Source organism: Mesorhizobium sp. CO1-1-11 (assembly GCF_020164995.1).
Classification (GTDB): domain Bacteria; phylum Pseudomonadota; class Alphaproteobacteria; order Rhizobiales; family Rhizobiaceae; genus Mesorhizobium; species Mesorhizobium australicum.
Window position 1 is genome coordinate 127129 of sequence record NZ_JAIUHE010000006.1, and the last position, 24598, is coordinate 151726.

Genomic DNA, 24598 nt, shown 5'->3' on the forward strand with positions numbered 1-24598 from the left:
CGGTGGATTTGCGCTGTTTTTTTCGCCCTGACGTTGTCATTTTCGAAACGTTTCGTCCCCCCTCTGCCGCCAATACCTACGGAATCCTGTCTTTTTAAGCAAGAATCGAAATGCATCAAACTTCTGGCACCTGATATCGGCTTGACACTATCGAAACGTTTAGATTAGCGTTTGCCTGGAGTTGACGACGACGGAAGGGAGGCCGCCATTGTCATGCAAGAGAGCAGTTCCCCTTCTTCGACGCGCAATGCGGCATCGGATCGGCCGGACATCGTTCTGAGCGCCGAGCACATTTCCAAGAGCTTTGGCGGCATCGCCGCGCTCGTCGATGTCGGCTTCGAACTGCGACGCGGCGAGGTCCATGCCCTGATGGGCGAGAACGGCGCCGGCAAATCGACGCTGATGAAGATCCTCTCCGGCGTCTATACCGGCTATGAAGGCACGGTCAGCGTCGATGGCCGGCCGGTCGGCTTCGCCGGCGTGCGCGACGCCGAGGATGCCGGCATCGCCATCATCCACCAGGAACTCAACCTGGTGCCGGAGCTCAGCGTCGCCGACAACATCTTTCTTGGCCGTGAAAAGCTGATCGCCGGGCTGATCGTCGACCGCAAGGCGAGCAGCCGCGCGGCAAGCGCCCTCCTGCAGCGGCTCGGCATCGAACTCGATCCGGACGCTCGCGTCGGCGCCTTGCGTGTCGGCGAACAGCAACTGGTCGAGATCGCCAAGGCGCTGTCGATGTCGGCGCGCATCCTGATCATGGACGAGCCGACCTCGGCCCTGTCGCCGGCCGAATGCCGGCGGTTGTTCCGCATCATCGGCCAGCTTGCCGATAGCGGCGTCGCCATCGTCTACATTTCGCACCGCATCGACGAGGTGATGCATCTGGCCGGTCGCGTCACCGTCTTCCGTGACGGACGCCATGTGCTGACGCGGCCGATGGCCGAACTCGACGAAAACGCCATCATTTCGGCGATGGTCGGACGGGACCTGCTCGCATCCTCCCAAGGTGAGCGGGATCCCGGCGGCAGGACCGTGCTTTCGGTCAGCGACCTGTCGCTGTCGAAGCCCGACCGCCAGGGCTGGCGGCAGGTGGTCGGCGGCGTCAGCTTCGATCTGGCCGCCGGAGAAATCCTCGGCATTGGCGGGTTGCTGGGCTCAGGCCGCACCGAGATCATGGAAGCGATCTTCGGCTCGAGCGATGGCCGTGCCGGCGGCGAGATCCTGCTCGACGGCCAGCCGGTGGATATCCGCTCGCCGCGCGATGCAAGACGCCTTGGCATCGCGCTGGTGACCGAGGACCGCAAGACGCAAGGCCTGCACCTGCAAGCGTCGATATCGGACAATGTGGCGCTGCCGCTGGTCGGCGCGCTGGCGCGCTTCGGCATCCGCTCGCTGGCCGGAGAGCAGGGGCTGGCGCGGCAGGCGGTCAAGGCGCTCGGCATACGCTGCCGCGACATCGACCAGCCCGCCGGCACGCTGTCGGGCGGCAACCAGCAGAAGGTCGTCATCGGCAAGTGGCTGGCGACCAGGCCGAGGGTGCTGTTGCTCGACGAGCCGACACGCGGCATCGATGTCGGCGCCAAGCGCGAAATCTACGACCTCATCTTCCGGCTGGCGCGCGATGGCCTGGCCATCGCCGTCATCAGCTCCGAGCTGCCGGAATTGCTGCATCTTTCCGACCGCATCCTGGTGATGGCCGACGGCCGCCAGACAGGCATCCTTTCGCGCGGCGCGGCGAGCGAGGAGGCCATCATGCGCCTCGCGGCACCGCGCCGGACCCTATCGAGACCCGCCGCATGACCGCACTGAAACTCCTGTCCCGCACCAAGCTCTACTGGGGGCTGATCGCCATCTTCCTGATCGGAGTGCTGGGCTCCCCGGTGAGTTCCAAGGGCAACAACATCTTTCTCTCCTACGGCAATCTGCTCGACGTGCTGCGCCAGGTGTCGACCACCGGGCTGATCGCCACCGGCATGACCGCGGTGATCATCACCGGCGGCATCGACCTTTCCGTCGGTTCGCTGATGGCCATCTGCTCGGTGGTGTGCGCCATGCTGCTGACGGTTCCGGGCGTGACGCCCGGTGTCGTGCTGGGCGTGCCGACCGTCGCGCTGGTCGCGCTGTGCCTCGGCTTCGTCGTCACGCGCTTCATCTTCCTCAATGTGGAGAAGTCCCGCGCCGGCGCGGATGCCGCCGTTCGCGATGTCAGGCTGGACACCGTTCGCGGGCTGATCACGCCGGCAACCGTCGGCGTCATCCTGTGCTGTCTTTCGCTGTGGTACCTGCTGCCGCAGATCGAGCCCAAATTCGGCGTTCTCGGCGTGCTGCTGGTGGCGCCCTGCGTCGGCCTGCTGTTCGGCGCCATCAACGGTTTCATCATCGTTGGCGGGCGGCTGCAGCCGTTCATCGTCACGCTGGCGATGATGGTGACGGCGCTCGGCATCGCCCGGCTCACCGCCGGCCAGAACAATGCCGTGCTGCCGGTCTATACCGGTTCCAACGCAACCGCCGATTTCGAGCTGCTGCGCTCGCTGGTGTTCGGCGTCATCCCGATGCCCGGCCTGTTCTTCCTCGGCGCCATCGTCATCTATGGCGCGGTCCTGCGCTTCACGCCCTTCGGCCGCTATGTCTATGCGATCGGCGGCAACGAGGAGGCGGCCAGGCTCTCCGGCATCGCCGCCGGCCGCGTCAAGATCGCCACCTATGCCATATCAGGCCTGCTCGCCGGAATCGCCGCGGTGCTCTACGTGGCGCAGTACCGGCAAGGCAAGCCGGATGCCGGCGCCGGGCTGGAACTCGACGCCATCGCGGCCGTGGTCATCGGCGGCACCAGCCTGATGGGCGGGCGCGGCAGCCTGACAGGCACCTTCTGCGGCGTGCTGATCTTCGGGCTGCTGTCCAACATATTGCAGCTCCACAACATCAATTCGAACCTTCAGCTGGTGCTGAAGGGGATGATCATCATCGGCACCGTGCTCGTGCAGGAGCGCAACGCCGGCGATCTCATGGCCTATCTGCGCCTGCCCGGGGCGGCGCACAAGGAAACGGCCGCCGCAAAACGGCCGTCGCAAGAGACACCGTCTCTCAATCTCGGAGGAAACAAGAAATGAAACGACGTGACATGCTGAAGCTTGCCGCACTCGGCGCGGCACTGCTGACCACCACGGCACTGCTGTCCACCGGCGATGCCTTCGCCCAGGACAAGAAGTGGAAGATCGGCTTTTCGCAGGTGACCACCATCGAGCCCTGGCGCGCCCAGTTCAACAAGGACATCATTGCCGAGGCCGCCAAGCATCCGGAGGTCGAGCTGATCATCACCGACGGCGAGGACAAGACGGAGAAACAGGTCGCCGACGTCGAGAACCTGATCCGCCAGGAAGTCGACGCGCTGCTGGTCTCGCCGAAAGAATCCGCCGGCCTGACCGGCGTCGTGCAGCAGGCGATCGACGCCAAGATCCCGGTCTTCGTGCTCGACCGCAATGTCGACACCAAGGACTACACGCAGTTCGTCGGCGGCGACAACAAGCTGATCGGCCGCGCGGCCGGCGAATACGCCGTCGAACTGCTCGGCGGCAAGGGCAAGGCAGCGGGCAATGTCGTCGAGATCTGGGGCGGCATGGGCACCCAGCCGGCGCATGACCGCCATGACGGCTTCCATGAATTCACCGACAAGGAACCGGGCATCAAATATTTGCTCGACCAGCAGTCGGGCGACTGGAAGCAGGACCAAGCCTACAATCTGATGGCCAACGCGCTGAAGACCAACGAGAAGATCGATCTCGTCTACGGCCACAACGACCCGATGGCCTACGGTGCCTATCTGGCCGCCAAGGACGTCGGCCGCGAGAAGGACATCAAGTTCATCGGCATCGACGGCCTGCCCAACGAAGGCGTGCAGATGGTGAACAAGGGCGAGCTGACGGCGACCTTCACCTATGTCACCCCAGGCGCGGAAGGCTTGCGCCAGGCGATCAAGTTCCTCAACGGCGAGAAGGTGGAAAAGACCATCACCTTGCCGACGCAGAAGATCACCAAGGAAAACGCCGCCCAGGTGCTGAAGGACAACGGCCTGTGAGTTTTCGCCGGAGATAAGCGCCGGCCCAAGGTCCAGGTTCTTCGTCCGAGGGACAGCTTGGCACCTTCCTCTCCCCCGTCGATCGGGGGAGAGGAAAGGACCTCGCCGCCGCCGCTCTACGCCAGCTTCGCCAGCAGCTTCATGAAGGTGGCGATTTCCTTGTTCGTGAGCGGCGCCAGCGTTTCCTGTGTGATTTCCCGGGCAAGCGGGATCAGCCGCTCGATCGCGTCGCGACCCTCGGCCGTCAGATTGACCAGCAGCCGCCTTTTGTCGACCTCATGCCGGGACAGCTCGACCAGGCCACGCGCCTTCAGCCGGTCGATGACGCCCTTCACCGTCGCGGCATCCATGGCGATCAACGTGCCAAGCTGATTCTGCGAGGTCTCGCCGACATCGCGCAGCTTGGCCAGTGCGGCGAATTGCGGCGGCGTCAGATCGGCGATACGGGCGGCGAAGATCGAGACATGGCGCTGGTGCGCCTTGCGCAGGATGAAGCCGACCTGTTCCTGCAGGAGGTAGTCGTGATCGTCGGCCTCTTCGGTCTCGACCAGCTTGAGCAGGTTGTCCTCGCCGCTCACCGCAGCCCGTCCCAGGCTTTTATGTCATCCGCAGCGAGGCCACCCATGCGGTTGTGGATGCGCGGGCCACAGGTCATGGCGAGGCAGAACAGGATCTCGTCAGGACGGGGGCCGTCGCTGATGCCGACCTCCATGGCGTCGAAATGGCTGCGCACATAGGCGGCGTTGATGTGGCCGAGCGGTACGTCGAGCTTTGATCCGAAGGCGCCGACCTTCTTGGCCGAGGGCACGATCGCCTTGGCATCGCCCAGCCGCTCGCGCATCGCGTAACCGCCGGGTACATGCCACAGCGCGCCGTGTTCCAGCTCGCCTGCGCTGCCGACAATGGCGCCCTTGCCGTAGCCGTCGATCTGTTTCACGTCGCCGCCGAGCGCCGCGATCAGCCGGTCGGCAAGCAGCAGGCCGAGCGGCTTCAGATCGTCCATGGCGCTCTGCAGCTCCTCGACATAGCGCCCGGCGAAAGGGTTCTTGACCACCGCCATGGCGGCGGCACGCCGGCGCGGCACCGCCGCGACCGGTCCGCCGTCGTGAAAAATCTCTTCGCTCAGCACCGCGATCTTGCGGATCGGAAACTCAGGCATGGGCAACTTCCTCCGGTTCATGCTTGTTGGGCGGGCCGAGTGCAACGGAGCCGCTGATACGGGCCTCCCCACCAAGAAACAGCGCCGATGCGGCAATCAGGCCGCGCCGCCGAAAATCTTCGGCGACGGCGAGGCCATTGTCCAGCGCCCGCGCCACCTCGCCAGAGGCAAGCGTGCCGACGCCTTGTGTCACCAGCCGTGCGCCAAGATCGCTGTCGGGCGACAGGTCGCTTGCGGGAGTGCGCCTGATGGCGGGATTGCCGGGCAGGTCGACGGCGTTGGCGATAAGCGTCGCCGCCGCATCTGCCTCGGCGCCGGTGCGCGCGAGCACGGTGACGGCATCGGCAATGCCAAGCGAGAAGGAGCGGCCACGCCAGCCGCTGGTTGCGACACCACGCACCCCATCTTGCGCGCGGATCGTGATCCGGTCGGCCATGCCGTTGCCGGTCCCGGCGACCGCCAAGCCAATCGACGTGGCCTTGTCGAGATGGAGGGCGCTGTCGCCGCCATTGTTGACATAGGCGCGGTCGAGCTTGCGGCCGGCAAGCAGCGCGGCAAGCATTTCGTCGGCTACCGATCCGGCGACGGCGGCCATCGGCGTGATGAAGCATTCCGCCAGGGGCATGACGGCTGCTTCCATGCGGCGCGCCGTCGGGCCGGTGAAGGTTCGCGGCGCCAAGAAAAATGCCGGGAGGCGCAGTTCGGGAAGCTCCTCGACCAACTCGATCAGCATCGTCTGGAAGCGCGCGACGGCTTGGGCATAGGCGGCGCGACACTCGTCAGCCTCGCCGAAGGCCTCGACGATCAGGTCGATCGGCCCATGGTTGAGATGCAGCCGCTTGCCATCCTGCAGCCAATGCGCTTGCGGGCCTTCCATCAGCCGGCCTCATCCGAGCCCGCGCGGCGCAACTGCACCAGCGGCGGCCATGGATTGCTGGCCGGGGCACCCGTGCCGCGTCGGGGATTGAGGTACTCGCCGCCCTTGGCGACAATATCCGCGACGCTGCGGATTTCAGCCTCGTAGCCGCCAAGCCTGACATAGTCGTCGCGACGCAGCGTGAACTCGATCGGCGCCACCAGCGCTGGCGTCGGCACGTAGCCGAAGGCGCCTGGCGGAACCCTGGTGACATCGACCATCAGCGTGATGCCGCCGCCCGGCCAGACATAGACCGGCGCGCCGCCGACCGTGACGTAGGTTTTCAGGCCTTGCACGGAACGGGTGAGATTGACCGGGTTTTCGGTGACGCCGGCACGCAGTGAGCCGCCGGCGCCGCCGATGAACAGCACGGTGCACAAAGCCGGCTCGCAATTGTCCTCGATCAGGTTGACCGATTTTTGCAGCCGCTCCGGAAACGGTTTTTCGACCGGTTTCAAGTCGTCGTCGAGCTCGTAATAGGCGAACTGCTCGCCGGTGGTCGAAACCATCAGCAGCGACAGGCCCGGCCGCGCGCCCTTCTTGGCGTTCCATTCGCCGAGGATCGACAGCGGATCTGAAATGCTGGTGCCACCCCAGCCGAGGCCGGGCTCGGAGACCTTGAAATAGCGGCCCGGCGTCGAGCGGCGGCCGACGATCTTGATACCGGTATCCTGCCAGCCCAGCACCTTGCCGGCCTGGTGTTCGGAAACGACGCCGGTAATGTGGTCGTCGACCACCACCACCTCGTCGACCAGCCCGCGCCATTGCGTGGCGAACATGCCGATGGTGGCCGAGCCGCAGCCGACGCGCATGCGATGTTCCTGCTTGCCGTCGATGACGGGTGGTTTGCCGGCTTCGACAATGACCGTGGCGCCGCCGTCGATGGTGAGTTCCACCGGTTTGCGGTTGCACAGGTTGAGCAGCGCATCGCAGGTGGCGCGGCCTTCCGCCTTGGAGCCGCCGGTCAGATGATGCACGCCGCCCAGCGACAGCATCTGCGAGCCATATTCTCCCGTCGTGACATGGCCGATGGCTTCGCCCTCAGCCCGCACAACAGCTGTTTCGGGTCCGATATGACGGTCGGTATCTATCTTCACCTTGACGCCGCAATAGGAGAAGATGCCTTCGGTCACCACGGTGACGAGATCGACGCCTTCCACTTTCTGGCTGACGATGAAGGGAGCGGGCTTGTAGTCGGGATAGGTTGTGCCGGCGCCGATTGCGGTGACGAAGCGGCGGCCGGTGTTGATGAGTTCGCCATCCCACTGCTCGCCCTCGGCGACAAAGGGGACAATGGCGGCCCCGGTCTCGGCCGCATGGTCGAGGATGGTCAGCGGGTCCATGCGCACGATGCGGCCCGCGATATTGCCATAGCGGTCGCAGGCTCCGGTGCGTCCGTCAGCGATGTAGCACATGACGGGACAGGCATCGCAGCGGATCTTTTCCGCCACCAGCTTCTCGCCGGGATCATGGGTTTCGAAACGCTCGGCAAGCTCGCTCATGCGCGTGCCTCCTTCTCGCGGATGGCCGCCAGGATGCGGCTTGGCGTTGCCGGCACCTTGGTGACCAGCACGCCGGTGGCGTGACGAATGGCATTGAGGATCGCCGGCGCCGTCGGGATCAGCACGTGCTCGCCCAGGCCCTTGGCGCCGAACGGCCCTTCGGGATCGGGCACCTCGACAAGGATGGTCTCGATCGGCGGCACGTCGCCGATGGTCGGGATGAGATAGTCATGCAAATTCTCGGTGCGGCCGGGGATGTATTCTTCCATCAGTGCCATGCCGATGCCTTGCGCGATACCGCCCTCGATCTGGCCCTCGACCAGCAGCGGGTTGATCGCCTTGCCGACGTCGTGCGCGGCGATGATCCTGATCAGCGTGACCGTGCCGAGCCTGAGGTCGACCTCAAGTTCGGCGATCTGCGCGCCATAGCCATAGACCGCATAGGGTTTGCCCTGGCCCTTGGCATCGAGCGGCAGCGTTGGCGGGTCGTAGGTCTCCTCGGCACGGAAGACGAAGCCGTCCGTATCCACGCCGAGCGCGGCAAGATCGATGCTTCGTGTCGCCTCGCCTTCGCGGATGACGATCGCCGGGCCATCCAGTTCAAGCGAAGCCTTGTCCGAGACATTGGCAAAGCGCAGGATCTTCTCGCGCAGGGCGCGTCCTGCCTTCTCGGCCGCCTTGCCGGTGACGAAGGTCTGGCGCGAGGCCGAGGTCTTCCCAGCATCGGGACTGATCGCCGTATCGGCGCTCTTCAGCCGGAATTTTTCCAGCGGCAGGCCGAGCGCGTCGGCGCAGATCTGCGTGATGACGGTGTTGGACCCTTGGCCGATATCGACCGCGCCCTGATGCAGGATGACCGCGCCGTCAGCCGCGATGCCGACCCGGATGGTCGACGGATTGGGCAGCGAGGTGTTGCCGCAGCCATACCAGCACGAAGCGACACCGACGCCGCGTTTCCTGTCCAGGTTGGCGCTGTTGAAAGCGTCGGCATCGGCCGTCGCCCGCGCCCAATGCGGCCGCAACGCTTCGAGGCATTCGGCGATGCCGACGCCGGACTCCAGGAGCTGCCCGGTAACCGTTTCGGATCCGTTCCGAAGGCAATTCTTCAGGCGAAAATCAAGCCGATCGATACCGAGCTTGCCGGCGAGCTCGTCATAGAGCGTCTCTTGCATGATCGTCGCCTGCGGCACGCCGAAGCCACGGAAGGCACCGGCAATCGGCCCATTTGTGTGGATGGCGCGGCCCTCGGCGCGGTAATTCGGCGTGAAATAAGGACCGGAGGCATGCACCGGCACGCGGTTGGCAACCGTCGGTCCCCAGCTCGCATAGGCTCCGGTGTTGAAATCGCCTTCGAAGATCATGCCTGTGACATGGCCCTCGGCATCTGCGCCGACGGTGGCCTTCATCCGCGCCGGATGGCGCTTGGTGGTCGACATCATGGATTCGTTGCGGGTGTAGGCAAGGGCCGCGGGCCGCCCGGTCTTCAGCGCGACAAGGCCGATCAGCGGCTGCAGGGAAACGTCGAGCTTGGAGCCAAAGCCACCGCCGGTCGCGGTCGGCACGATGCGCACCTTGTCGACGGCAAGGCCGAGCACTTTCGCCGTGTCGTCACGATCCATGTAAGGCGCCTGCGTACAGGCGACGACGACGAGCGTGTCGCCGTCGAGATATGCATAGCCGGCTTCCGGCTCGATATAGGCGTGCTCGACATAGGAGGTGTCGATCGCATCGCTCGCGGTGAACGCCGCATCGGCAAGTGCCGACTCGGGATCGCCGCGTTCGACGAAGCCCTTGGTCAGCAAATTGGCCGGGCGGTTTTCATGGATCAGCGCCGCACCTTCGGCCTGCGCATCGCCGGGCTGGAGAACATGCGGCAGTTCGGTCCAGCGGACGGGGAAATCCGACAGATCGAGATCGAGGATCGCCTCGCGTTCGCCGGCGACCAGCGCGACAGCCTCGCCGCGAAGCCGGGCAAAGCCCTCGGCCAACGCCGGCTGGTCGGCGAACGGGCCGATAACGCCGAAACAGTTTTTTCCCGGGATATCGGCTGCCGTGAAAACACCCGTGATACCGGGATGGCTGCTTGCCCAGCCATCGATGTCGCCGAAGGCGAAGCCGGCATGATGATGCGGCGAGCGGATCACCAGCACCGCAAGCGCATCGGCCGGAAAGGAATCGCCGCCGAATTTCTCGGCACCGGTCACCTTTGGCACACCGTCGAGCCTGACCGGCGACGCGCCGATGGCCTGGCCGGACCGAGGCAGACGGAAGTCCAGGCTCGCGGTCTGGAGGGAAGCCTCCATCACCGCGGTGATGATCTTGCGGTAGCCGGTGCAGCGGCAGAGAATGCCGCCCAACGCATCCTGCACCTCGGTCTCGGTCGGCCTGGGTTTCGTATCCAGCAGCGCTGAAGCCGCGACCAGCAGCGCCGGCGTGCAGATGCCGCATTGCGCGGCGCCATGCGCCAGAAACGAGGCTTGCAGCGCCGACAGGCGCCCATTGGCGAGGCCCTCGACCGTCGTCACCATAGTGCCGGAAGCGGAGGCCGCCGACATCAGGCAGGCGCAGACGGGGTCGCCGTCGACCAGCACCGTGCAGGCGCCGCAGTCGCCGGCGTCGCAGCCGACCTTTGTACCGGTCAGCCGCAATTCGTCACGCAGCACCAAGGACAGCCGGCGCAGCGGTGGCACGTTGACCGAGACGGCGGCGCCATTGACCGCGAAGGCGATATCGGCGCGATCCATGCTCATGCGGCCACCTTGTCGTCCGTGGGCTTGCCCGCGGCCTCAAGCGCGGCGCGCGCAACGATCTCGCGCACCGCGTCGAGCCTGTATTCAGCGCTGCCGCGCACATCGGCGATCGGCTGCAGCTCAGCCATCGGCGCCGACCGGACCGCGGCAACAAGCCCGGCGTCCAAGGGAAGCCCGCGCAGCGCCGCCTCGACACCGGCAAGCCGCCTCGCCACGGCCGAACACGAGCCGACGGCGACGGCCGCCTGCGCGACAGTGCCATTCTCGGCAACCAGACGCACCGCCACCATGGCAATGGAAATAACGAGATAGCGCCGCGCCCCGAGCTTGATGAAGGCCGATGTGCCGGCGGGTTTCGGCACGTGGATGGCCGTCAGCATCTCGCCAGGCCGCAAGGCCGTACGGCGGTTGCCGAGGATGAACGCCGCCAAGGGCAGACGGCGCGTCGCCGTCGCCGAGCGCAGCTCGACCTCGGCATCAAGGACCAGCAGCCCCGGCACACCGTCGGCGGCCGGCGAGGCGTTGCAGAGATTGCCGGCGACCGAGGCGACGTTCTGGATTTGTGGTGAACCCACTTCCCGCGCGGCCTGTTTCAACGCATCAAAGGCCGGCGGCAAGGGATGGCGGATGATGTCGGTCCATGTCGTGCGCGCGCCGATGATCCAGTGGCTGCCGGTCTCGGCGATGCCGCGCAGCGCTGTCAGGCCGTTGATGTCGAGGACATTGTCACGAAACGGTTTGCTGCCCTGCGCCGGATAGAAATCCGTACCGCCGGCAAGGATACGCCAAGCGCGCCCGCTAAGCAGCGCGAGGGCCTCGTCGACCGTGGTGGGTTTCGCGTAACGGATCACGCTTTCCTTCCCAATAAGGTGGGCCTTCCCGATAAGGTGGGCCTTCCCGATAAAATGGGCTTTGCCCGAAACTGGCCCTCCCGAGGCGCTTGCCTAGGGAAAGTCTTTACCGGCTTCGACCGGCAAATTCATTCGTATGCAAATGATATCAAGACGGCGGAAATTGTCAAAGCCAGAGTTTGCGCCGGCTGGCATCGCCACGCATTTGTTATGCCGCTGGAGGTTGACGCGGCCCCTCATCTGGTCAAGTTTCTCCTCAGTCGCGCCAGCGGCTTTTTCTTTCGCCGGGTGCCTCGTTCGGAGCCCGACCCCAGCCTGACAGGAAGGAAGCCCATGGCCGACGAAGCGCTCGTTGTCATCGACCTGCAGAACGACTTTTGCCCGGGCGGCGCGCTGGCCGTTGCCGGCGGCGACGAGATCGTGCCGCTGGTCAACGACATGATCCGGCGAACAGACCATGTCGTGCTGACACAGGACTGGCACCCCGCCGGCCATTCCAGCTTCGCCTCCAGCCACCCTGGGTCGCAGCCCTATTCGACGATCGAGATGCCCTATGGTCCGCAGACGCTGTGGCCGGACCACTGCATACAGGGCAGTCTCGGCTCGGATTTCCATTCCGGACTTGCCTGGACCAAGGCCGAACTCCTCATCCGCAAAGGCTTTCGCTCCGCCATCGACAGCTATTCCGCCTTCTTCGAGAATGATCACGCGACGCCCACGGGGCTCGCCGGCTATCTGCGGGAGCGCGGCATCGACACACTGACCCTGGTCGGCCTGGCGACCGATTTCTGCGTCGCCTTCTCGGCGCTGGATGCGGTCAAACAAGGGTTTAGAACCACGGTCAGGCTCGATGCCTGCCGTGGCATCGATCTCAACGGATCCCTCGAGACAATGCTGGCGAAGATGCGCGATGCCGGCGTGACGCTCGAAGATCGCACTTCGGGCTGACTCGTGGGGGGTAGAAGGGGATACTTGCCGATAGCGACCGGGGCGGGCGGCGCGATCATCGTCGCGATGCTGTTTCCGGCACAGGCCTTCGCGGCCGAAGAGCACGGCCTGCCTGGCGGCGCCATGTCGCTGTGGTGGGCCTTGCCGTTTGCCGGGCTGCTGTTGTCGATCGCGACCGGTCCGCTGCTGTTCCACCATGTCTGGGAACATCACTACGGCAAGATCGCGGCCTTGTGGGCGGCGCTGGTGATCGTGCCGCTCGCGATTGCCTTCGGTGCTCCCGCGGCGACCGAGGCGGTGCTGCACGCGCTGCTCACCGAATACATGTCGTTCATTGTCCTGCTGTTTGCGCTCTACACGATTTCAGGCGGCATCCTGCTTGCCGGCAACATCCACGGCACGCCGCTGGTCAATGCCGGGCTGCTGATCGTCGGGGCGCTGCTGGCCTCGGTGATCGGAACGACCGGCGCCTCGATGATACTGATCCGGCCGATCCTGCGCGCCAACGACAACAGGCCTTTCAATGCCCATGTCGTCATCTTCTTCATTTTCCTTGTGTCCAACATTGGCGGCTCGCTGACGCCGCTCGGCGACCCCCCGCTGTTCGTCGGCTTCCTGCGCGGTGTCGATTTCTTCTGGACGACCACCAACCTCTACCGGGAGACGCTGTTCGTTGGCGTCGTCGTGCTGGCGGCGTTCCTGGCGATCGACCTCATCCTGCACCGGCGCGAGGCCGGCGCACCGAAGATCAAGGATCCGACACCCGATACGAAGGTGCGCCTGCGCGGCCTGGCCAACCTCCCGCTGCTGGTCGGCGTGATCGGGGCCATCCTGCTGTCGGCGGCGTGGAAGCCGGGCGTGAGTTTTTCCGTGTTCGGCGTCGGTCTCGAACTGCAGAACCTGGTCCGCGACGCGATCATCCTCGCGCTGGCCCTGCTATCGCTTCCGCTCTCCTACAAGAGCCACCGCGAGGCGAACGGCTTCAACTGGGGTCCGATCGCGGAAGTGGCCAAACTGTTCGCCGGCATCTTCATCTGCATCGTCCCGGTCGTCGCCATTTTGAGGGCCGGCCACAACGGTGCGCTGGCGCCGCTGGTCGCGCTCGTCACCTCGGCGCAAGGCACGCCCAACGACCTCGCCTATTTCTGGCTGACCGGTGCATTGTCGTCCTTCCTCGACAATGCACCGACCTACCTGGTGTTTTTCGAGCTGGCGGGCGGCGATCCTCGCCACCTGATGACGGAGTTCGCCTCGACGCTTGCCGCAATCTCGGCCGGCGCCGTGTTCATGGGCGCCAACACCTATATCGGCAACGCACCCAACTTCATGGTCTATGCGATTGCCAGACATCGCGGCGTCAAGATGCCGGGCTTCTTTGGGTACATGCTGTGGTCCGGGCTGGTGCTGGTACCGACCTTCTTGGTCGCGGGTTTTCTGTTTTTCGGTTGATCAGCCCACGCCGACATAGCGCCGGACCGCCGAGGGGTCGACGCGCAGGGCCTCGACATCGACCGTCTCGCGGTTGCGGCCGTTTTCGATGAAGCAGACACGATCGGCGACCGACAGCACGGCATCGACCCGCTGTTCGACCAGGATGGTGGAGACATCCATCTCGCGCAGCTTCGACACCGTCTCGCGAATCCTGGCGATCATCGACGGCATCAACCCTTCGGTCGGTTCGTCGAGCAAAAGCACCTGCGGCTCAAGGCAAAGCGCGCGCGCCATGGCCAGCATCTGCTGCTCGCCGCCGGACAAGGTGCCCGAGCGCTGCCGCAGCCGCTGACGCAGCAGCGGGAAGAGGTCGAGAACGTTCTCGCGCGTCGCCTTGCCCTTGCCGCGCGCCATCAGCCCGATCTCGATGTTTTCGGCCACCGTCATCTCGGCGAACAGCCGCCTGCCCTGCGGCACGTAGGCGACACCGGCCTTCGGCACTTCATGCGCCGGCAGGCCGGTCAATTCCTGCCCTGCGAGCCTGATCGAGCCGGCACGCGCGGGAACCAGGCCCATGATCGCCTTCAGCGTCGTCGTCTTGCCGGCGCCGTTGCGGCCGAACAGGCACAGCACCTCGCCCTTGTTCAGCACCAGGTCGAGCCCATAGAGCACCTGGACCTCGCCATAGAAGCAATCGAGCCCGGAAATCGTCAGCGCTTCGACCGTGCTCGCCTCCGTCATGGCGCCGTTCCCAGATAGGCTTCCTGAACCGCAGCGTTCTCGCGGATCGCCTCGGGCGTGCCCTCGGCCAGGATCCTGCCGGCGTTGAAGACGGTGATGCGATCGGCAAGCTGCATCACGACCGGCATGTTGTGCTCGATCAGCAGCACGGTGGCGTTCTTGGCGATGTCGCGCACGAGTTCGATGAAATTGTCGATCTCGCTGTCGGCCAGACCTTGCGTCGGCTCGTCGAGGATCAGCAGGCGCGGTTTCAGCGCCAGGCCCATCGCCACCTCGAGCAATCGTTGATGGCCGTAGGACAATTGCCCGGCCGGCATATGGGTGCGGTCGGCCAGCCCTGTACGTTCAAGCGCAGAGATGACGCCGGCACGCAGCTCAGCCTTCGAGCGGCGATCGCTGAGCGTGAGCTGCACCGGCAGCGCGACATTGTCATAGACGCTGAGGTTGGCAAAGACGCTGGTGATCTGGAAGGTGTAGGCGATGCCCCGGCGGACCCTGGCATAGGTCGGCAGGCCGGTGATGTCGGCACCGTCGAAGACGATCGCTCCCGAAGACGGCTGGATGCGGCCGCTGATCAGACTGACGAAGGTTGTCTTGCCGGCGCCGTTCGGACCGATGACGGCGCGGATCTCGCCCGGCATCAGGGTGAAGTCGACATTGTCGACCGCACGCAGGCCGCCGAAGCTGCGCGACAGGCCCTTGGTGGTCAGCAGCGGCGTCATGGCAGCCAACCAAGCCAGCGCTGGCGGATGGTGCCGAGAATGCCTTTCGGGAAAAACAGCACCAGCAGAATGAGTGCCATGCCAACGATCAGCAGGTAGGCCGACGTGTAGCCGCTGGTGACGTCGATGACATAGTACATGAACAGCGTGCCGATCAGTGGTCCAAGCGTTGTGGCCGCACCGCCGAGCAGCACCCACAGCAGCGGCAGGATCGAATACTGTACCGAGGCGAAACTCGACCCGACATAGCCGAACAGCAGCGCGTAGGCGGCACCGGACGCCGCGCAGATCGTGCCGGAGACGATAATGGCGGCAAGCTTGTTGGAGAAGGTGTCGTAGCCCAGCATCTTCGTGCGTTCCTCATTCTCCCGGATCGCGATCAGCACGCGACCGTATCTGGACCGGACGACGGCAAGCGTGATCAGCAGCACGAGCGAAAACAAGCCGAGCGCCGTCATGTAGCGTACGGTCGGGTTGGTGAGATCGAGCAAGGTGGCGCCGAGATTGAGAACACGCGCCGGCTGCGGCACGACCTGACCCTGATCGCCGCCGGTCCAGGCCGCGAAGTAGAGAATGGCCAGATAAAACACCTGCGCGAACATCATGGTGACGATCATGAAGGCCACGCCCGTGGTGCGCAGCGCCAGGAGCCCGATCACCAGCGCCAACGCCGCGCCGCAGGCAATGCCGGCGAGGAACGCCAGCGGCACGCTCCAGCCGAGCTGGATGACGGCAAGGCCGGCGCCATAAAGCCCGGCGCCAAAAAACATCGCGTGGCCGAGGCTGAGCAGGCCGACATAGCCGAACAGCATGTTGTAGCCCATGGCGAAGACCGCCAGCACCATGATGCGGGCGAGCAGGCCGTGATAATAGCCAGGCAAGAGGAAGCTCAGCACGAAGAGCAGGGCGATCACGCCGAGATGCAGCGCATAGGCCTTTGCCGGCGAAGCTTCGCTCATCGCGATGCCGTCCCGAACAGGCCTTGCGGCCGGAACACCAGCACCATGGCGACCAGCAGCGTGGCGATGATCTTGGCCAGCGTCGGCGAGAAGAACATCGATATGATGCCGTCGGAGACGCCGATCAGCACGGCGGCGACGACCGTGCCGCGCAACGAGCCGAGGCCGCCGATGATGACGACGATGAAAGACAAGAGCAGCGGATCCTGCCCCATCAGGTAGTGCGCCTGGCTGATCGGCACGATCAGCACCGCGGCGATGGCCGCCAGCATGGCGCCGAGCGCGAAGACGCCGCCATAGACGCGGCCGACCGGGATGCCGAAGGCCTGCGCCGTCTCGCTGTCATACTGCGTGGCACGCATGATGAGGCCGATCCTGGTGCGCGTCAGCACCAGCCATGTCGCGATCAGCAGAAGAGCGGATGCGGCGATGATCGACAGCTTGTAGCCGGAATAGCCGAACCACGGCAGAAGGATGCGATAGCTGAACGGCGGCTCCACGGGCCGCGCTTCGGGGCCATAGAAGGTCAGCGCCAGCTGCTGGATGATGTAGAGCATGCCGATGGTGGCGACGATGGTGGCTTCCGGATTGTAGTTGAGCCGGCTCAGCACCAGCCGTTCGGCGACCAGCGCGATGGCGCCGACGATCAGCGGCGCGATCACCAGCGCCGCCAGGAAGCCAAGAGCCGGATGGCCGCCAATTGCCGATGTGATCGCCCAGGCAAGCACGGCGCCCAGCATGAAGAACTCGCCATGGGCGACGTTGACGACACGCATGACGCCGAACACCAGCGACAAGCCCAGCGCCGTCAACGCCAGCACGGCCGAGGTGACGAGGCCTTCAAGGGTTGCGAGGAGAAGGTGGGGTCCAAAGTGCATTTGTTATGCACCAACGGATGCGCGAGGCACCCCCCTCTGCCCTGCCGGGCATCTCCCCCGCAAGGGGGGAGATTGGATGTCCTCGCTGTTTTCGCCAATCATCAACGCGGGCAGATGGGCGCTGCCATACGAACTGCCGATCTCCCCCCTTGCGGGGGAGATGGCCGGCAGGGCAGAGGGGGGTGCCTCGGCGCTCACGCTTGCTAGATGGCCAAGTTCACAGCGCCTGCGTCGTGTAATCCCCTTCGGCCTCGTAAAGCCCGTCCTCGATCTTGGTCTTGTGCACGACCTTCAGCTTGCCGCCCTCGACCTTGGAGATATTCTGGATGCCAAAGCACTGGTGGATCTTGCCATTGAAGGTTTTTGGCCCCTGCGGATGCTCCGGGCCTTCGGCGAATTCCTTCAGCGCCTCGGTCGCCTCGACCAGCTTGGCGCGGTCTTCCGGCCCCTTGTAGCCGGCGTCTTCCATCGCCTTCTTGACGACGTAGAGCGTTTCCCAGCAGCCGAACATGTGCGCGGCGGTGGAGACATCCTTGGCGTCGCCGACGGCGGCGCCATTGTCGTCGATGCCGACAGCGGCCCGATAGGCCTTCTGCGCTTCGGTGTCGTCGGGCTGGGCGTAGCGCGGCGAGCCTTCCCAGAAATGGCTGCCGTCGAGGAATTCGAGGCCGGGGCTGTTGATGTCCACGGCTTCCAGCGAATCGATGAAGCCGAAGAGTTGCGGCCGGTTGGAACCGTAGAACTCGCCGAGTTCCTTGACGAAGGTGAGCACCGCCGGGCCGACCATGACGTGGTAGATCACCTCGGTCTCGGGCGGGATTTGCGGGAAGTATTTGGTGAAGGACGATTCCGTCGGCGGAATGGCGATCTGCGCGATCACCTCGGCGCCTTGCGCCTTCAGCGCCGGCGGCAGGTAGTCGCGATGGTCGTAGCCGAAGGCGAAATCGGGGAATATCTGCGTCACCTTCTTGCCGGCATTGGCCGCGATCCATGGCGCCATCGACTGGATCTGGCTCTTCACGTCGGTGATGCCGGGCTGGAAGACATAGCGGTTGAGCTTGGTCGAGGCGACATGGTGACCTTCGCTGACGACGAAGTAGGGCATCTTGTTTTCGCCGGCGGCAGGCGCCGATCCGATGACGACATGCGAGAACAGCGTACCGAAGACGATGTCGGTCTTGTGCTGGGTGGCGAACTTGCCGATCACTTCGGCGCCGCGGCCGGGATCGGTGCCGTCATCCTCGATGATCACCTCGACCTGACGGCCATTGATGCCGCCGGCGGCATTGATCGCCTTGATCGCAGCGGCGGTCGTCTTCTCGTACCAGCGGCCATAGGCGGCGCCAATGCCGGTGCGGTGCGACTGGAAGCCGATCTTGATCGGCGCCGAACTCTGTGCCTGGGAGTAGCGGACGAAGCCGGGCGCCATGGCGAGGCCAGCGCCGGCGGCGAGGCCCTTCAGCGTGGTACGGCGGGTGAGTGTGGTTTTGGAGAGATCGAAAAATCCGTTCTTGTCAGTCACGTTCGTTCCCCTGTTTTTGTGTTTTGACCAACGATAAGGCGGCTCGAACATCCTCGGCAAGAGGATGCAAAATTGCATGTATACAAACTAAATCACCAAAGGCTTGGCCTGGCAAGCGAGCTTTCCTTCGGGGCATGGCTCACAGGAGATGGCTTGTCTCATCCGACTGTCGGCGTGGCAAGCAGCCAGAGACCGAAAATGGTGTAGGCGATCATCAACACGGTGAGCGGAAACTGACTGAGCGCGGCGCGGGCAGGCTGGGGATGCAGGCGCCAGGCAAAGCCGTGCGCGACGAGGACAGCGAGCACATGGCCAAGGATGATGGCGCCCGCCTGGACATTCCACAGCCACCATGCCGACACCGCGCCGGCGACGATGCCGGCCTCGACCTGCATGTCGGCGGTGCCGAACAGGTTCCAGCCAAGCGCGAAGGGATCGGACAGGGAGGCCAGCGCATATTGGCCGTCGACCAGCAGCGCCGTCAGATAATGCGCGACATGGTAGGCGAGCGCGATCGGCACGATCGACCACACCAGCATGCCGGCTGCCTGGGCGAAAGGCTGGCCGCCGCGGGCAAGACGCTGGCCGAGGACGACGGCAAGCAGGAACACCGCCGCGAGCAGCACGAATGTCATAACGAGCCCAAGCGTGCCGCTGCCGATCACGGCCGTGCGGCCCGGAAACTCGAGCGGATTGATGCCGAACAGGCCGAGCCAGGAGAAGGTCTTCGACAGGCCGTCGAAGGAGACCGAGGACAAAGCGAGCAGCAGGAAGGCGATGCCGCTGGCGGGCAGCGGCTGGGCCCGGAGCAGTTTGGCGCCCGGCCAGCACAGCGCAAGACGGCCTTTGTCGCCGCGCTTGATCGGCGCGAAGCGCGCCACCACCGAAAAGAAGATGCCGAGGAATTCACCGCTGCGGCTCCATTTTTCGTAACCGAACACCAGCATGGCCAGCAGGGTGAACAGCCAGTAGAGGCCGGCGGCAAAGGCCAGCCGCGCCGGATCGTCGGGAGCGGGATAGACGAGTTCGAACCAGGCGAAGGCAAAAAACAGCATGACAGCCGGCCAGCAGCCGAGCCATTGCGGAAGTTGCCTGAACCCGTCATCGCTTCCGCCGGTCAGCCGCGACAGTAGCCGCCACGGGCCGTACCAGGGGTTGAGCCACGACCAGATATCGCCGAACACGCCTTGCAGCAGTGTCAGGCCGGCCCATAGCAGCGTCCACACCACCAGTGGCAGCGGGTTGGAGAGCGGGTCGCGGCTGCCGATGAAGCCGGCGGCGAGGAGAATTGCAAAGCCGGCAAAGGATGCCAGGCTGATGGCTGCGCGGACGCTGTCGCCGAAGGCGAATAGCGGCAGGCGTCGGCGCCAGAAACGGTCGAGGGTGTCGGACGGCAGCAATGCCAAGACAAGGAAACTGGCGGCCACGGCGAAAGCGCCGCCGGCGAGATAATAGCCGGTAGGAAGGAGCAGGACGTGGCCGCGGTCGGAGGCGTGGGCGAAGGCGAGAGTGGGGGAGACGAGCCACAAGGCCGAGAACCATAAGGCGAACGGCAGACGGAGGCGTTCTACGACAGAACTCGAACTGTCCAAGAGCCCGACCACCCTCAAACCTTGACCAGTTGCTCCACGCGATCCTTCTGCCCAAATATCCTCAAATACCGCTCGATCTCCTTGAGATCGCCGGTCGCCTTGGCCGGGTTGTCGGAAAGCTTGACCGCCGGCCGGCCATTGGCCTCGGTGACCTTGCAGACCAGCGATATGGCGTCGAGGCTGTTGGTTTGCGTCGGCGCGCAGCCTTCGAAGTCGTTGGTCAGGTTGGTGCCCCAGCCGAAGGACATGCGCACCTTGCCCTTGAAATGACGGTAGGTCTCCTCGATGGTCTCGACCTCAAGCCCGTCGGAGAAGATCAGCAGCTTCTGCCTGGGGTCCTTGCCCTTCTCGCGCCACCAGTCGATGATTTTTTCGCCACCTTCGATCGGCGGCGCGCTGTCGGGGCGGAAGCCGGTCCAGTCGGCGACCCAGTCCGGCGCGTCGCGCAGGAACGAGGCGGTACCGAAGGCATCGGGCAGCACGATCAAGAGATTGCCGCCATAGTAGCGCTGCCAGTCCTGCAACACCTTGTAGGGCGACTGCTTCAGCTCTTTTTCCGAATTGGCAAGGGCGGCAAACACCATCGGCAGTTCATGCGCGTTGGTGCCCAGCGCTTCGAGATCATTGTCCATGGCCAGCAGCACGTTGGAGGTGCCGGTGAAAGCCTCGCCGATGCCTTCCTTGAGCGCCTCGACGCACCAGCGCTGCCACAGGAAGGAATGGCGCCGGCGGGTACCGAAATCCGAGATGCGGATGCCGGGCAGCGCCTTCAGCCGTTCGGTCTTGGCCCACATCTTGGCCTTGGCGCGGGCATAGAGCACGTCGAGCGTAAAAGGCCCGAACGATCGCAAAGCGGCACGCGAACGCAATTCATTGATGATGGCGAGCGCGGGGATCTCCCAAAGCGTGGTGTACATCCAGGGGCCGGAGAAAGAGAGCTCGTACTGGCCGTCACGCTTGGAAAGCTCATAGTCGGGCAGCCGGAAGCCTTCCAGCCAGGCGAGGAATTCCGGCTCGAAAATCTGCTTGCGGCCGTAGAAATTGTTGCCGGCCAGCCAGATCATTTCCTTCTTGGAGAAGCGCAAGGTGCGGGCATGGTCGAGTTGTTCGCGCAGCTCGCCTTCATCGATCTCGTCGGCGAGGCGGACCGAAGTCGTCCGATTGATCAGCGAGAAGGTGGTGTCGACCTTGGGGTACATGCCCCAGATCATCTGCAGCATCAAAAGCTTGTAGAAATCCGTATCGAGCAGGCTGCGCACGATCGGGTCGAGCTTCCAGGTGTGGTTATAGACACGCCGCGCAATATCGGTCTTTGCCATGCTTGCTGCCGCCTTCGCTGCCTGCCACCCACAATCGCGACAGGCCTCATAGCATCGAATTGGCAAAAACGCTGCCCGCTTTCAGGCTGGCCCGACAAAAAGAAAGCCCTGCATGCGGCTATGTGGGTTTGCCCATCACCTTAAGCGCGGGACGTTTGCGGCGGGTGACGAGGCGGCCCGCAACCGGGGCGTCGGCGCGGCCGTCATCCTCGGCCTTCTCGGCAAACAGCCAGTCGATGAACACCTGCACGATCGGCGTCGTCCGCATTTCGTTGCGGCAAACGACATAGAAATCGTCGACCGCCGGCACTGACAGACTGAACGGCGCGACCAGCATGCCCCTGGCCAGCAGGGCGCTTGCCGTCACCGAGTCGCCCAGCGCAACGCCGTGGCCATGGACGGCGGCTTCCGCTGTCATGCGTGCATCGCCGAGATGATGGCGCCGGCCGCGCTCCAGGTCCAGCGCGTCGGCGGCGGCCAACCAGGTGTGCCACTCGCGGCCATCGTCGCCATGCAGCAAGACATGGTCGGCGAGGTCGCGAACATTGCGGATCGGCCGGTTGTTGATCAGCGTCGGGCTGACGACCGGGAACAGTTCCAGGCCCGACCATTTGCGCATCCAGCAATCGGCCCAGCTGCCATCGCCATAGTGCACGCAGACATCGATATGCGGCGCCCGGATATCCCTGGGATCGTTGGAGGGAATGAGCGTCAGCTGAATGTCGGGATATTGCGCGGTGAAGCTGCCCAGCCTCGGCGTCATCCACAAGAGCAGCAACGCAGGCACGCAGGACACCGACAGCGCGCCGCTGCTTGCCGGCCGCGTCAGCCGTTGGGTGGCGGCGGCGATGCCGTCGAAGGCGACCGATACCGCCGGCAAAAGTTCGGCGCCATGCGGGGTCAGCTTGACCCGCTGGCCGACGCGCTCGAACAGCTTGACGCCAAGCGATTGCTCCAGCGCCTTGATCTGATGGCTGATGGCGCCGTGCGTGACATTCAGTTCGCTCGCCGCCTTGGTCAGCGAGGCATGGCGGGCCGTGGCCTCGAAGGCGCGCAGCGGGTTGAGAGGTGGCAGGCGCTTGGCCATGGATGCTCGGCTTTATTGTGAGATTTTCTCACAGGAAACACCCTAACAATATCAATTGCTTTTTCAAAGCGGCTGCCGGACACTTTGATCCGGAACAACATCAAGACGTGAAATCTGCAGACTGCCAGCCGGACAACGGCCCGGCCGGATGACGGTCGGTTCGCCCGAGGTCACCGCCGGCACTACTGCGTCAGCCGAGGAGGAGCGGATATGGGATACGATCGCGGCAAGCTCGATGCGCTGCGTCGCAAATATGGCGAGAGCCATGGCGGCGAGATGTTCGACCCGAAATTTCGCAAGGTCGCCGACAAGATCTTTTCCAAGAGCGGCACGCGGCTGGCGCCCTATTCCGGCATCCCGACCTTCCTTGCCGCGCCCTACCGCGAAATCGCAGCGGACAATCCGGACTTCGGCGACCTGCAGGTGGCGATAACAGGCGTGCCGATGGATCTCGGCGTCACCAACCGGCCGGGCTCGCGCTTCGGGCCGCGCGCCTTGCGGGCGATCGAGCGCATCGGCCCCTACAATCATGTGCTGGAATGCGCGCCGACGCATGAACTCAGGGTCGCCGACATCGGCGACGTTCCGTTCCAGAGCCGCTACCGGCTGGAGACCAGCCATGAGGATATCGAGCGGCGCATCAACCAGATCGTCGACGCCGGGGTCATCCCGTTGTCGGTCGGCGGCGACCATTCGATCACCCACCCGATCCTGAAGGCGGTCGGCAAGAAGGCGCCGGTCGGCCTGATCCACATCGACGCCCATTGCGACACCAGCGGCCTGTTCGACCTGACCAAATTCCACCATGGGGGCCCGTTCCGCAACGCGGTGCTGGACGGCGTGCTCGATCCGACGCGCACCATCCAGATCGGCATCCGCGGCTCGGCCGAATATTTGTGGGAATTCACCTACGAGTCCGGGATGACCGTGGTCCATGCCGAGGAGGTGACCGGTCTCGGCATTCCCGCCATCATCGAGAAGGCGCGCAGAATAGTCGGTGACGGCCCGACCTATGTGTCCTTCGACATCGACAGCGTCGATCCCGCCTTCGCACCGGGCACCGGCACGCCGGAAGTCGGCGGGCTGACGACGCGCGAAGTGCTCGAACTGCTGCGCGGCCTCAAGGGTCTCAACATTGTCGGTGGCGATGTCGTCGAGGTGGCGCCGCAATATGACGCCACCACCAACACGGCGCACGCCGGCGCGCAGGTGCTGTTCGAGATCCTGAGCCTGATGGTGTTCAGCCCGGCAGTATCAGGCAAGGGGGCCTGACAGAGAAAGGCGGCCGCCGCACTGGAGCCGGCGGCCGACCCAAACAATCAAAGCTTCCAGAAGGGGAATGACAATGACAATCCACCGCAAATCATCCATCGCCGCCGTTCTGCTCGTGGGGTTAGCCGGCTTCGCCACGCAAGCCGCCAATGCCGACGCGCTGGCCGACATCACCAAGGCCGGCACCATCAATGTCGGCGTCTTCGCCGACTTCCCGCCCTTTTCCTCGGCCAGTGCCGACATGAGCCTCAAGGGCTATGACATGGATGTGGCGCAGTACATCGCCGACGCGCTCAAGGTGAAGCTCAACACCGTTGCCGTCACCGGCCAGAACCGCATCCCCTATTTGAACGACCATCGCGTCGACATCCTGATGAGCGTCGGCTACTCGAAAGAGCGCGAGCAGGTCATCGACTTCGCCGCTGCCTACGCGCCCTATTACATCGCGGTGATCGGTCCGGCGGCAATGCCAGTCAAAGGCAAGGAAGATCTTGCCGGCAAGTCGATCGCCGTCAATCGCGGCACGTTGGAAGACACCTCGCTCACCGAAGCAGCACCGGCCTCGGCGGACATCAAGCGTTTCGACAACTACAATTCAGTGATCCAGGCCTTCATCTCAGGCCAGACCCAATTGATGGTCGTCGGCAACGATGTCGGCGCGCAGGTGCTGGCCAAGCAGGATGCGCTGAAGCCGGAGCAGAAGTTTCAGCTTCTGACCTCGCCTTCGCATATCGGCCTCAACAAGCATGAGGATGCCCTCAAGAAGGCGGTCAACGACGCCATTGCCAAGATGCTGGCCGACGGCAAGCTTGACGAAAGCTCGAAGGCCTGGCTGAAGACGCCGCTCAATCCCGACAACCTCAAGGATTGAGTT

The 24598-nt window shown here is 64.5% G+C and carries 21 protein-coding genes; 7 read left to right on the forward strand and 14 right to left on the reverse strand.

Going from position 1 to position 24598, the window contains the following annotated elements:
- Window positions 1–213: 213 nt before the first annotated feature.
- The 3 genes from LB554_RS08735 to LB554_RS08745 are packed head-to-tail and all read left to right on the forward strand — an operon-like array spanning window position 214 to window position 4075.
- Window positions 214–1800, forward strand: coding sequence for a sugar ABC transporter ATP-binding protein (locus tag LB554_RS08735; protein ID WP_224584132.1), 1587 nt, complete (start codon window positions 214–216; stop codon window positions 1798–1800).
- Window positions 1797–3110, forward strand: a complete 1314-nt coding sequence (locus LB554_RS08740) for an ABC transporter permease (protein ID WP_224584134.1) — start codon at window positions 1797–1799, stop codon at window positions 3108–3110. The genes LB554_RS08735 and LB554_RS08740 overlap by 4 nt, the downstream gene beginning before the upstream one ends.
- Window positions 3107–4075, forward strand: a complete 969-nt coding sequence (locus LB554_RS08745) for a substrate-binding domain-containing protein (protein WP_224584136.1) — start codon at window positions 3107–3109, stop codon at window positions 4073–4075. Before LB554_RS08740 ends, LB554_RS08745 begins: the two co-directional genes overlap by 4 nt.
- Before the next feature lie 116 nt (window positions 4076–4191).
- On the opposite strand, the gene LB554_RS08750 is transcribed toward LB554_RS08745, so the two are convergent.
- From LB554_RS08750 to LB554_RS08775, 6 genes are read right to left on the reverse strand one after another with little or no spacing between them, the layout of a single operon-like run.
- Window positions 4192–4653, reverse strand: a complete 462-nt coding sequence (locus tag LB554_RS08750) for a MarR family winged helix-turn-helix transcriptional regulator (protein ID WP_140660160.1) — start codon at window positions 4651–4653, stop codon at window positions 4192–4194.
- Entirely contained in the window at window positions 4650–5234 is a 585-nt protein-coding gene (locus LB554_RS08755; RefSeq protein ID WP_140660161.1) for an amino acid synthesis family protein, read from the reverse strand. Before LB554_RS08755 ends, LB554_RS08750 begins: the two co-directional genes overlap by 4 nt.
- The gene (locus tag LB554_RS08760; RefSeq protein ID WP_224584138.1) at window positions 5227–6111 is read right to left on the reverse strand and encodes a UPF0280 family protein; all 885 of its coding nucleotides are present in this window, start codon (window positions 6109–6111) and stop codon (window positions 5227–5229) included. Before LB554_RS08760 ends, LB554_RS08755 begins: the two co-directional genes overlap by 8 nt.
- Window positions 6111–7652, reverse strand: coding sequence for a 6-hydroxynicotinate reductase (locus LB554_RS08765; RefSeq protein WP_140789968.1), 1542 nt, complete (start codon window positions 7650–7652; stop codon window positions 6111–6113). The genes LB554_RS08760 and LB554_RS08765 overlap by 1 nt, the downstream gene beginning before the upstream one ends.
- A complete protein-coding gene (locus LB554_RS08770; RefSeq protein WP_140789970.1) occupies window positions 7649–10402 on the reverse strand; it encodes a molybdopterin-dependent oxidoreductase in 2754 nt (917 codons plus the stop codon). The genes LB554_RS08765 and LB554_RS08770 overlap by 4 nt, the downstream gene beginning before the upstream one ends.
- Complete coding sequence (locus tag LB554_RS08775; protein ID WP_140789972.1) at window positions 10399–11253, reverse strand: FAD binding domain-containing protein; 855 nt, start codon at window positions 11251–11253, stop codon at window positions 10399–10401. Before LB554_RS08775 ends, LB554_RS08770 begins: the two co-directional genes overlap by 4 nt.
- Window positions 11254–11586: 333 nt before the next feature.
- On the opposite strand from LB554_RS08775, the gene pncA reads away from it, so the two are divergent.
- Both pncA and LB554_RS08785 read left to right on the forward strand, forming a co-directional pair.
- The gene (gene pncA / locus LB554_RS08780; protein WP_224584140.1) at window positions 11587–12201 is read left to right on the forward strand and encodes a bifunctional nicotinamidase/pyrazinamidase; all 615 of its coding nucleotides are present in this window, start codon (window positions 11587–11589) and stop codon (window positions 12199–12201) included.
- Between the two features lie 66 nt (window positions 12202–12267).
- Window positions 12268–13650 carry a sodium:proton antiporter gene (locus LB554_RS08785; protein WP_224584231.1) on the forward strand — a complete coding sequence of 461 codons (1383 nt, stop codon included), beginning with the start codon at window positions 12268–12270 and terminating at the stop codon, window positions 13648–13650.
- Here the strand turns inward: LB554_RS08785 and LB554_RS08790 are convergent, their stop codons facing one another.
- The 8 genes from LB554_RS08790 to gcvA all read right to left on the reverse strand — a co-directional run bounded on the left by LB554_RS08790 (window position 13651) and on the right by gcvA (window position 22452).
- Window positions 13651–14373, reverse strand: coding sequence for an ABC transporter ATP-binding protein (locus tag LB554_RS08790; protein WP_140875858.1), 723 nt, complete (start codon window positions 14371–14373; stop codon window positions 13651–13653).
- Complete coding sequence (locus LB554_RS08795; protein WP_224584142.1) at window positions 14370–15095, reverse strand: ABC transporter ATP-binding protein; 726 nt, start codon at window positions 15093–15095, stop codon at window positions 14370–14372. The genes LB554_RS08790 and LB554_RS08795 overlap by 4 nt, the downstream gene beginning before the upstream one ends.
- Window positions 15092–16054 (reverse strand): branched-chain amino acid ABC transporter permease, encoded by a 963-nt coding sequence (locus LB554_RS08800; RefSeq protein WP_224584144.1) that lies wholly within the window; start codon window positions 16052–16054, stop codon window positions 15092–15094. Before LB554_RS08800 ends, LB554_RS08795 begins: the two co-directional genes overlap by 4 nt.
- On the reverse strand, window positions 16051–16932 hold the full coding sequence (locus LB554_RS08805; protein ID WP_224584146.1) for a branched-chain amino acid ABC transporter permease: 882 nt from the start codon (window positions 16930–16932) through the stop codon (window positions 16051–16053). The genes LB554_RS08800 and LB554_RS08805 overlap by 4 nt, the downstream gene beginning before the upstream one ends.
- 217 nt (window positions 16933–17149) lie before the next feature.
- Complete coding sequence (locus tag LB554_RS08810) at window positions 17150–18454, reverse strand: ABC transporter substrate-binding protein (RefSeq protein ID WP_140824215.1); 1305 nt, start codon at window positions 18452–18454, stop codon at window positions 17150–17152.
- 158 nt (window positions 18455–18612) lie between these two features.
- Window positions 18613–19983 (reverse strand): hypothetical protein, encoded by a 1371-nt coding sequence (locus tag LB554_RS08815; RefSeq protein WP_224584148.1) that lies wholly within the window; start codon window positions 19981–19983, stop codon window positions 18613–18615.
- Window positions 19984–20060: 77 nt separating this feature from the next.
- Window positions 20061–21365, reverse strand: a complete 1305-nt coding sequence (gene pncB, locus LB554_RS08820; RefSeq protein ID WP_015314470.1) for a nicotinate phosphoribosyltransferase — start codon at window positions 21363–21365, stop codon at window positions 20061–20063.
- A 118-nt stretch (window positions 21366–21483) separates the two neighbouring features.
- Window positions 21484–22452 (reverse strand): transcriptional regulator GcvA, encoded by a 969-nt coding sequence (gcvA, locus tag LB554_RS08825; RefSeq protein WP_224584150.1) that lies wholly within the window; start codon window positions 22450–22452, stop codon window positions 21484–21486.
- 210 nt (window positions 22453–22662) lie between these two features.
- On the opposite strand from gcvA, the gene speB reads away from it, so the two are divergent.
- Both speB and LB554_RS08835 read left to right on the forward strand, forming a co-directional pair.
- Window positions 22663–23724: an agmatinase gene (gene speB, locus LB554_RS08830; protein ID WP_140711757.1), complete on the forward strand. Its 1062-nt coding sequence runs from the start codon at window positions 22663–22665 to the stop codon at window positions 23722–23724.
- Window positions 23725–23797: 73 nt separating this feature from the next.
- On the forward strand, window positions 23798–24595 hold the full coding sequence (locus LB554_RS08835) for a transporter substrate-binding domain-containing protein (protein WP_411962619.1): 798 nt from the start codon (window positions 23798–23800) through the stop codon (window positions 24593–24595).
- Window positions 24596–24598 lie beyond the last annotated feature (3 nt).

Excerpts from the sequence above, each read along its gene's own strand:
- LB554_RS08735 (WP_224584132.1), top strand. The coding sequence starts at position 214 with ATGCAAGAGAGCAGTTCCCCTTCTTCGACGCGCAATGCGGCATCGGAT.
- LB554_RS08740 (WP_224584134.1), top strand. The coding sequence starts at position 1,797 with ATGACCGCACTGAAACTCCTGTCCCGCACCAAGCTCTACTGGGGGCTG.
- LB554_RS08745 (WP_224584136.1), top strand. The coding sequence starts at position 3,107 with ATGAAACGACGTGACATGCTGAAGCTTGCCGCACTCGGCGCGGCACTG.
- LB554_RS08755 (WP_140660161.1), bottom strand. The coding sequence starts at position 5,234 with ATGCCTGAGTTTCCGATCCGCAAGATCGCGGTGCTGAGCGAAGAGATT.
- LB554_RS08760 (WP_224584138.1), bottom strand. The coding sequence starts at position 6,111 with ATGGAAGGCCCGCAAGCGCATTGGCTGCAGGATGGCAAGCGGCTGCAT.
- LB554_RS08765 (WP_140789968.1), bottom strand. The coding sequence starts at position 7,652 with ATGAGCGAGCTTGCCGAGCGTTTCGAAACCCATGATCCCGGCGAGAAG.
- LB554_RS08770 (WP_140789970.1), bottom strand. The coding sequence starts at position 10,402 with ATGAGCATGGATCGCGCCGATATCGCCTTCGCGGTCAATGGCGCCGCC.
- pncA (WP_224584140.1), top strand. The coding sequence starts at position 11,587 with ATGGCCGACGAAGCGCTCGTTGTCATCGACCTGCAGAACGACTTTTGC.
- LB554_RS08785 (WP_224584231.1), top strand. The coding sequence starts at position 12,268 with ATGCTGTTTCCGGCACAGGCCTTCGCGGCCGAAGAGCACGGCCTGCCT.
- LB554_RS08790 (WP_140875858.1), bottom strand. The coding sequence starts at position 14,373 with ATGACGGAGGCGAGCACGGTCGAAGCGCTGACGATTTCCGGGCTCGAT.
- LB554_RS08795 (WP_224584142.1), bottom strand. The coding sequence starts at position 15,095 with ATGACGCCGCTGCTGACCACCAAGGGCCTGTCGCGCAGCTTCGGCGGC.
- LB554_RS08800 (WP_224584144.1), bottom strand. The coding sequence starts at position 16,054 with ATGAGCGAAGCTTCGCCGGCAAAGGCCTATGCGCTGCATCTCGGCGTG.
- LB554_RS08805 (WP_224584146.1), bottom strand. The coding sequence starts at position 16,932 with ATGCACTTTGGACCCCACCTTCTCCTCGCAACCCTTGAAGGCCTCGTC.
- pncB (WP_015314470.1), bottom strand. The coding sequence starts at position 21,365 with ATGGCAAAGACCGATATTGCGCGGCGTGTCTATAACCACACCTGGAAG.
- gcvA (WP_224584150.1), bottom strand. The coding sequence starts at position 22,452 with ATGGCCAAGCGCCTGCCACCTCTCAACCCGCTGCGCGCCTTCGAGGCC.
- speB (WP_140711757.1), top strand. The coding sequence starts at position 22,663 with ATGGGATACGATCGCGGCAAGCTCGATGCGCTGCGTCGCAAATATGGC.
- LB554_RS08835 (WP_411962619.1), top strand. The coding sequence starts at position 23,798 with ATGACAATCCACCGCAAATCATCCATCGCCGCCGTTCTGCTCGTGGGG.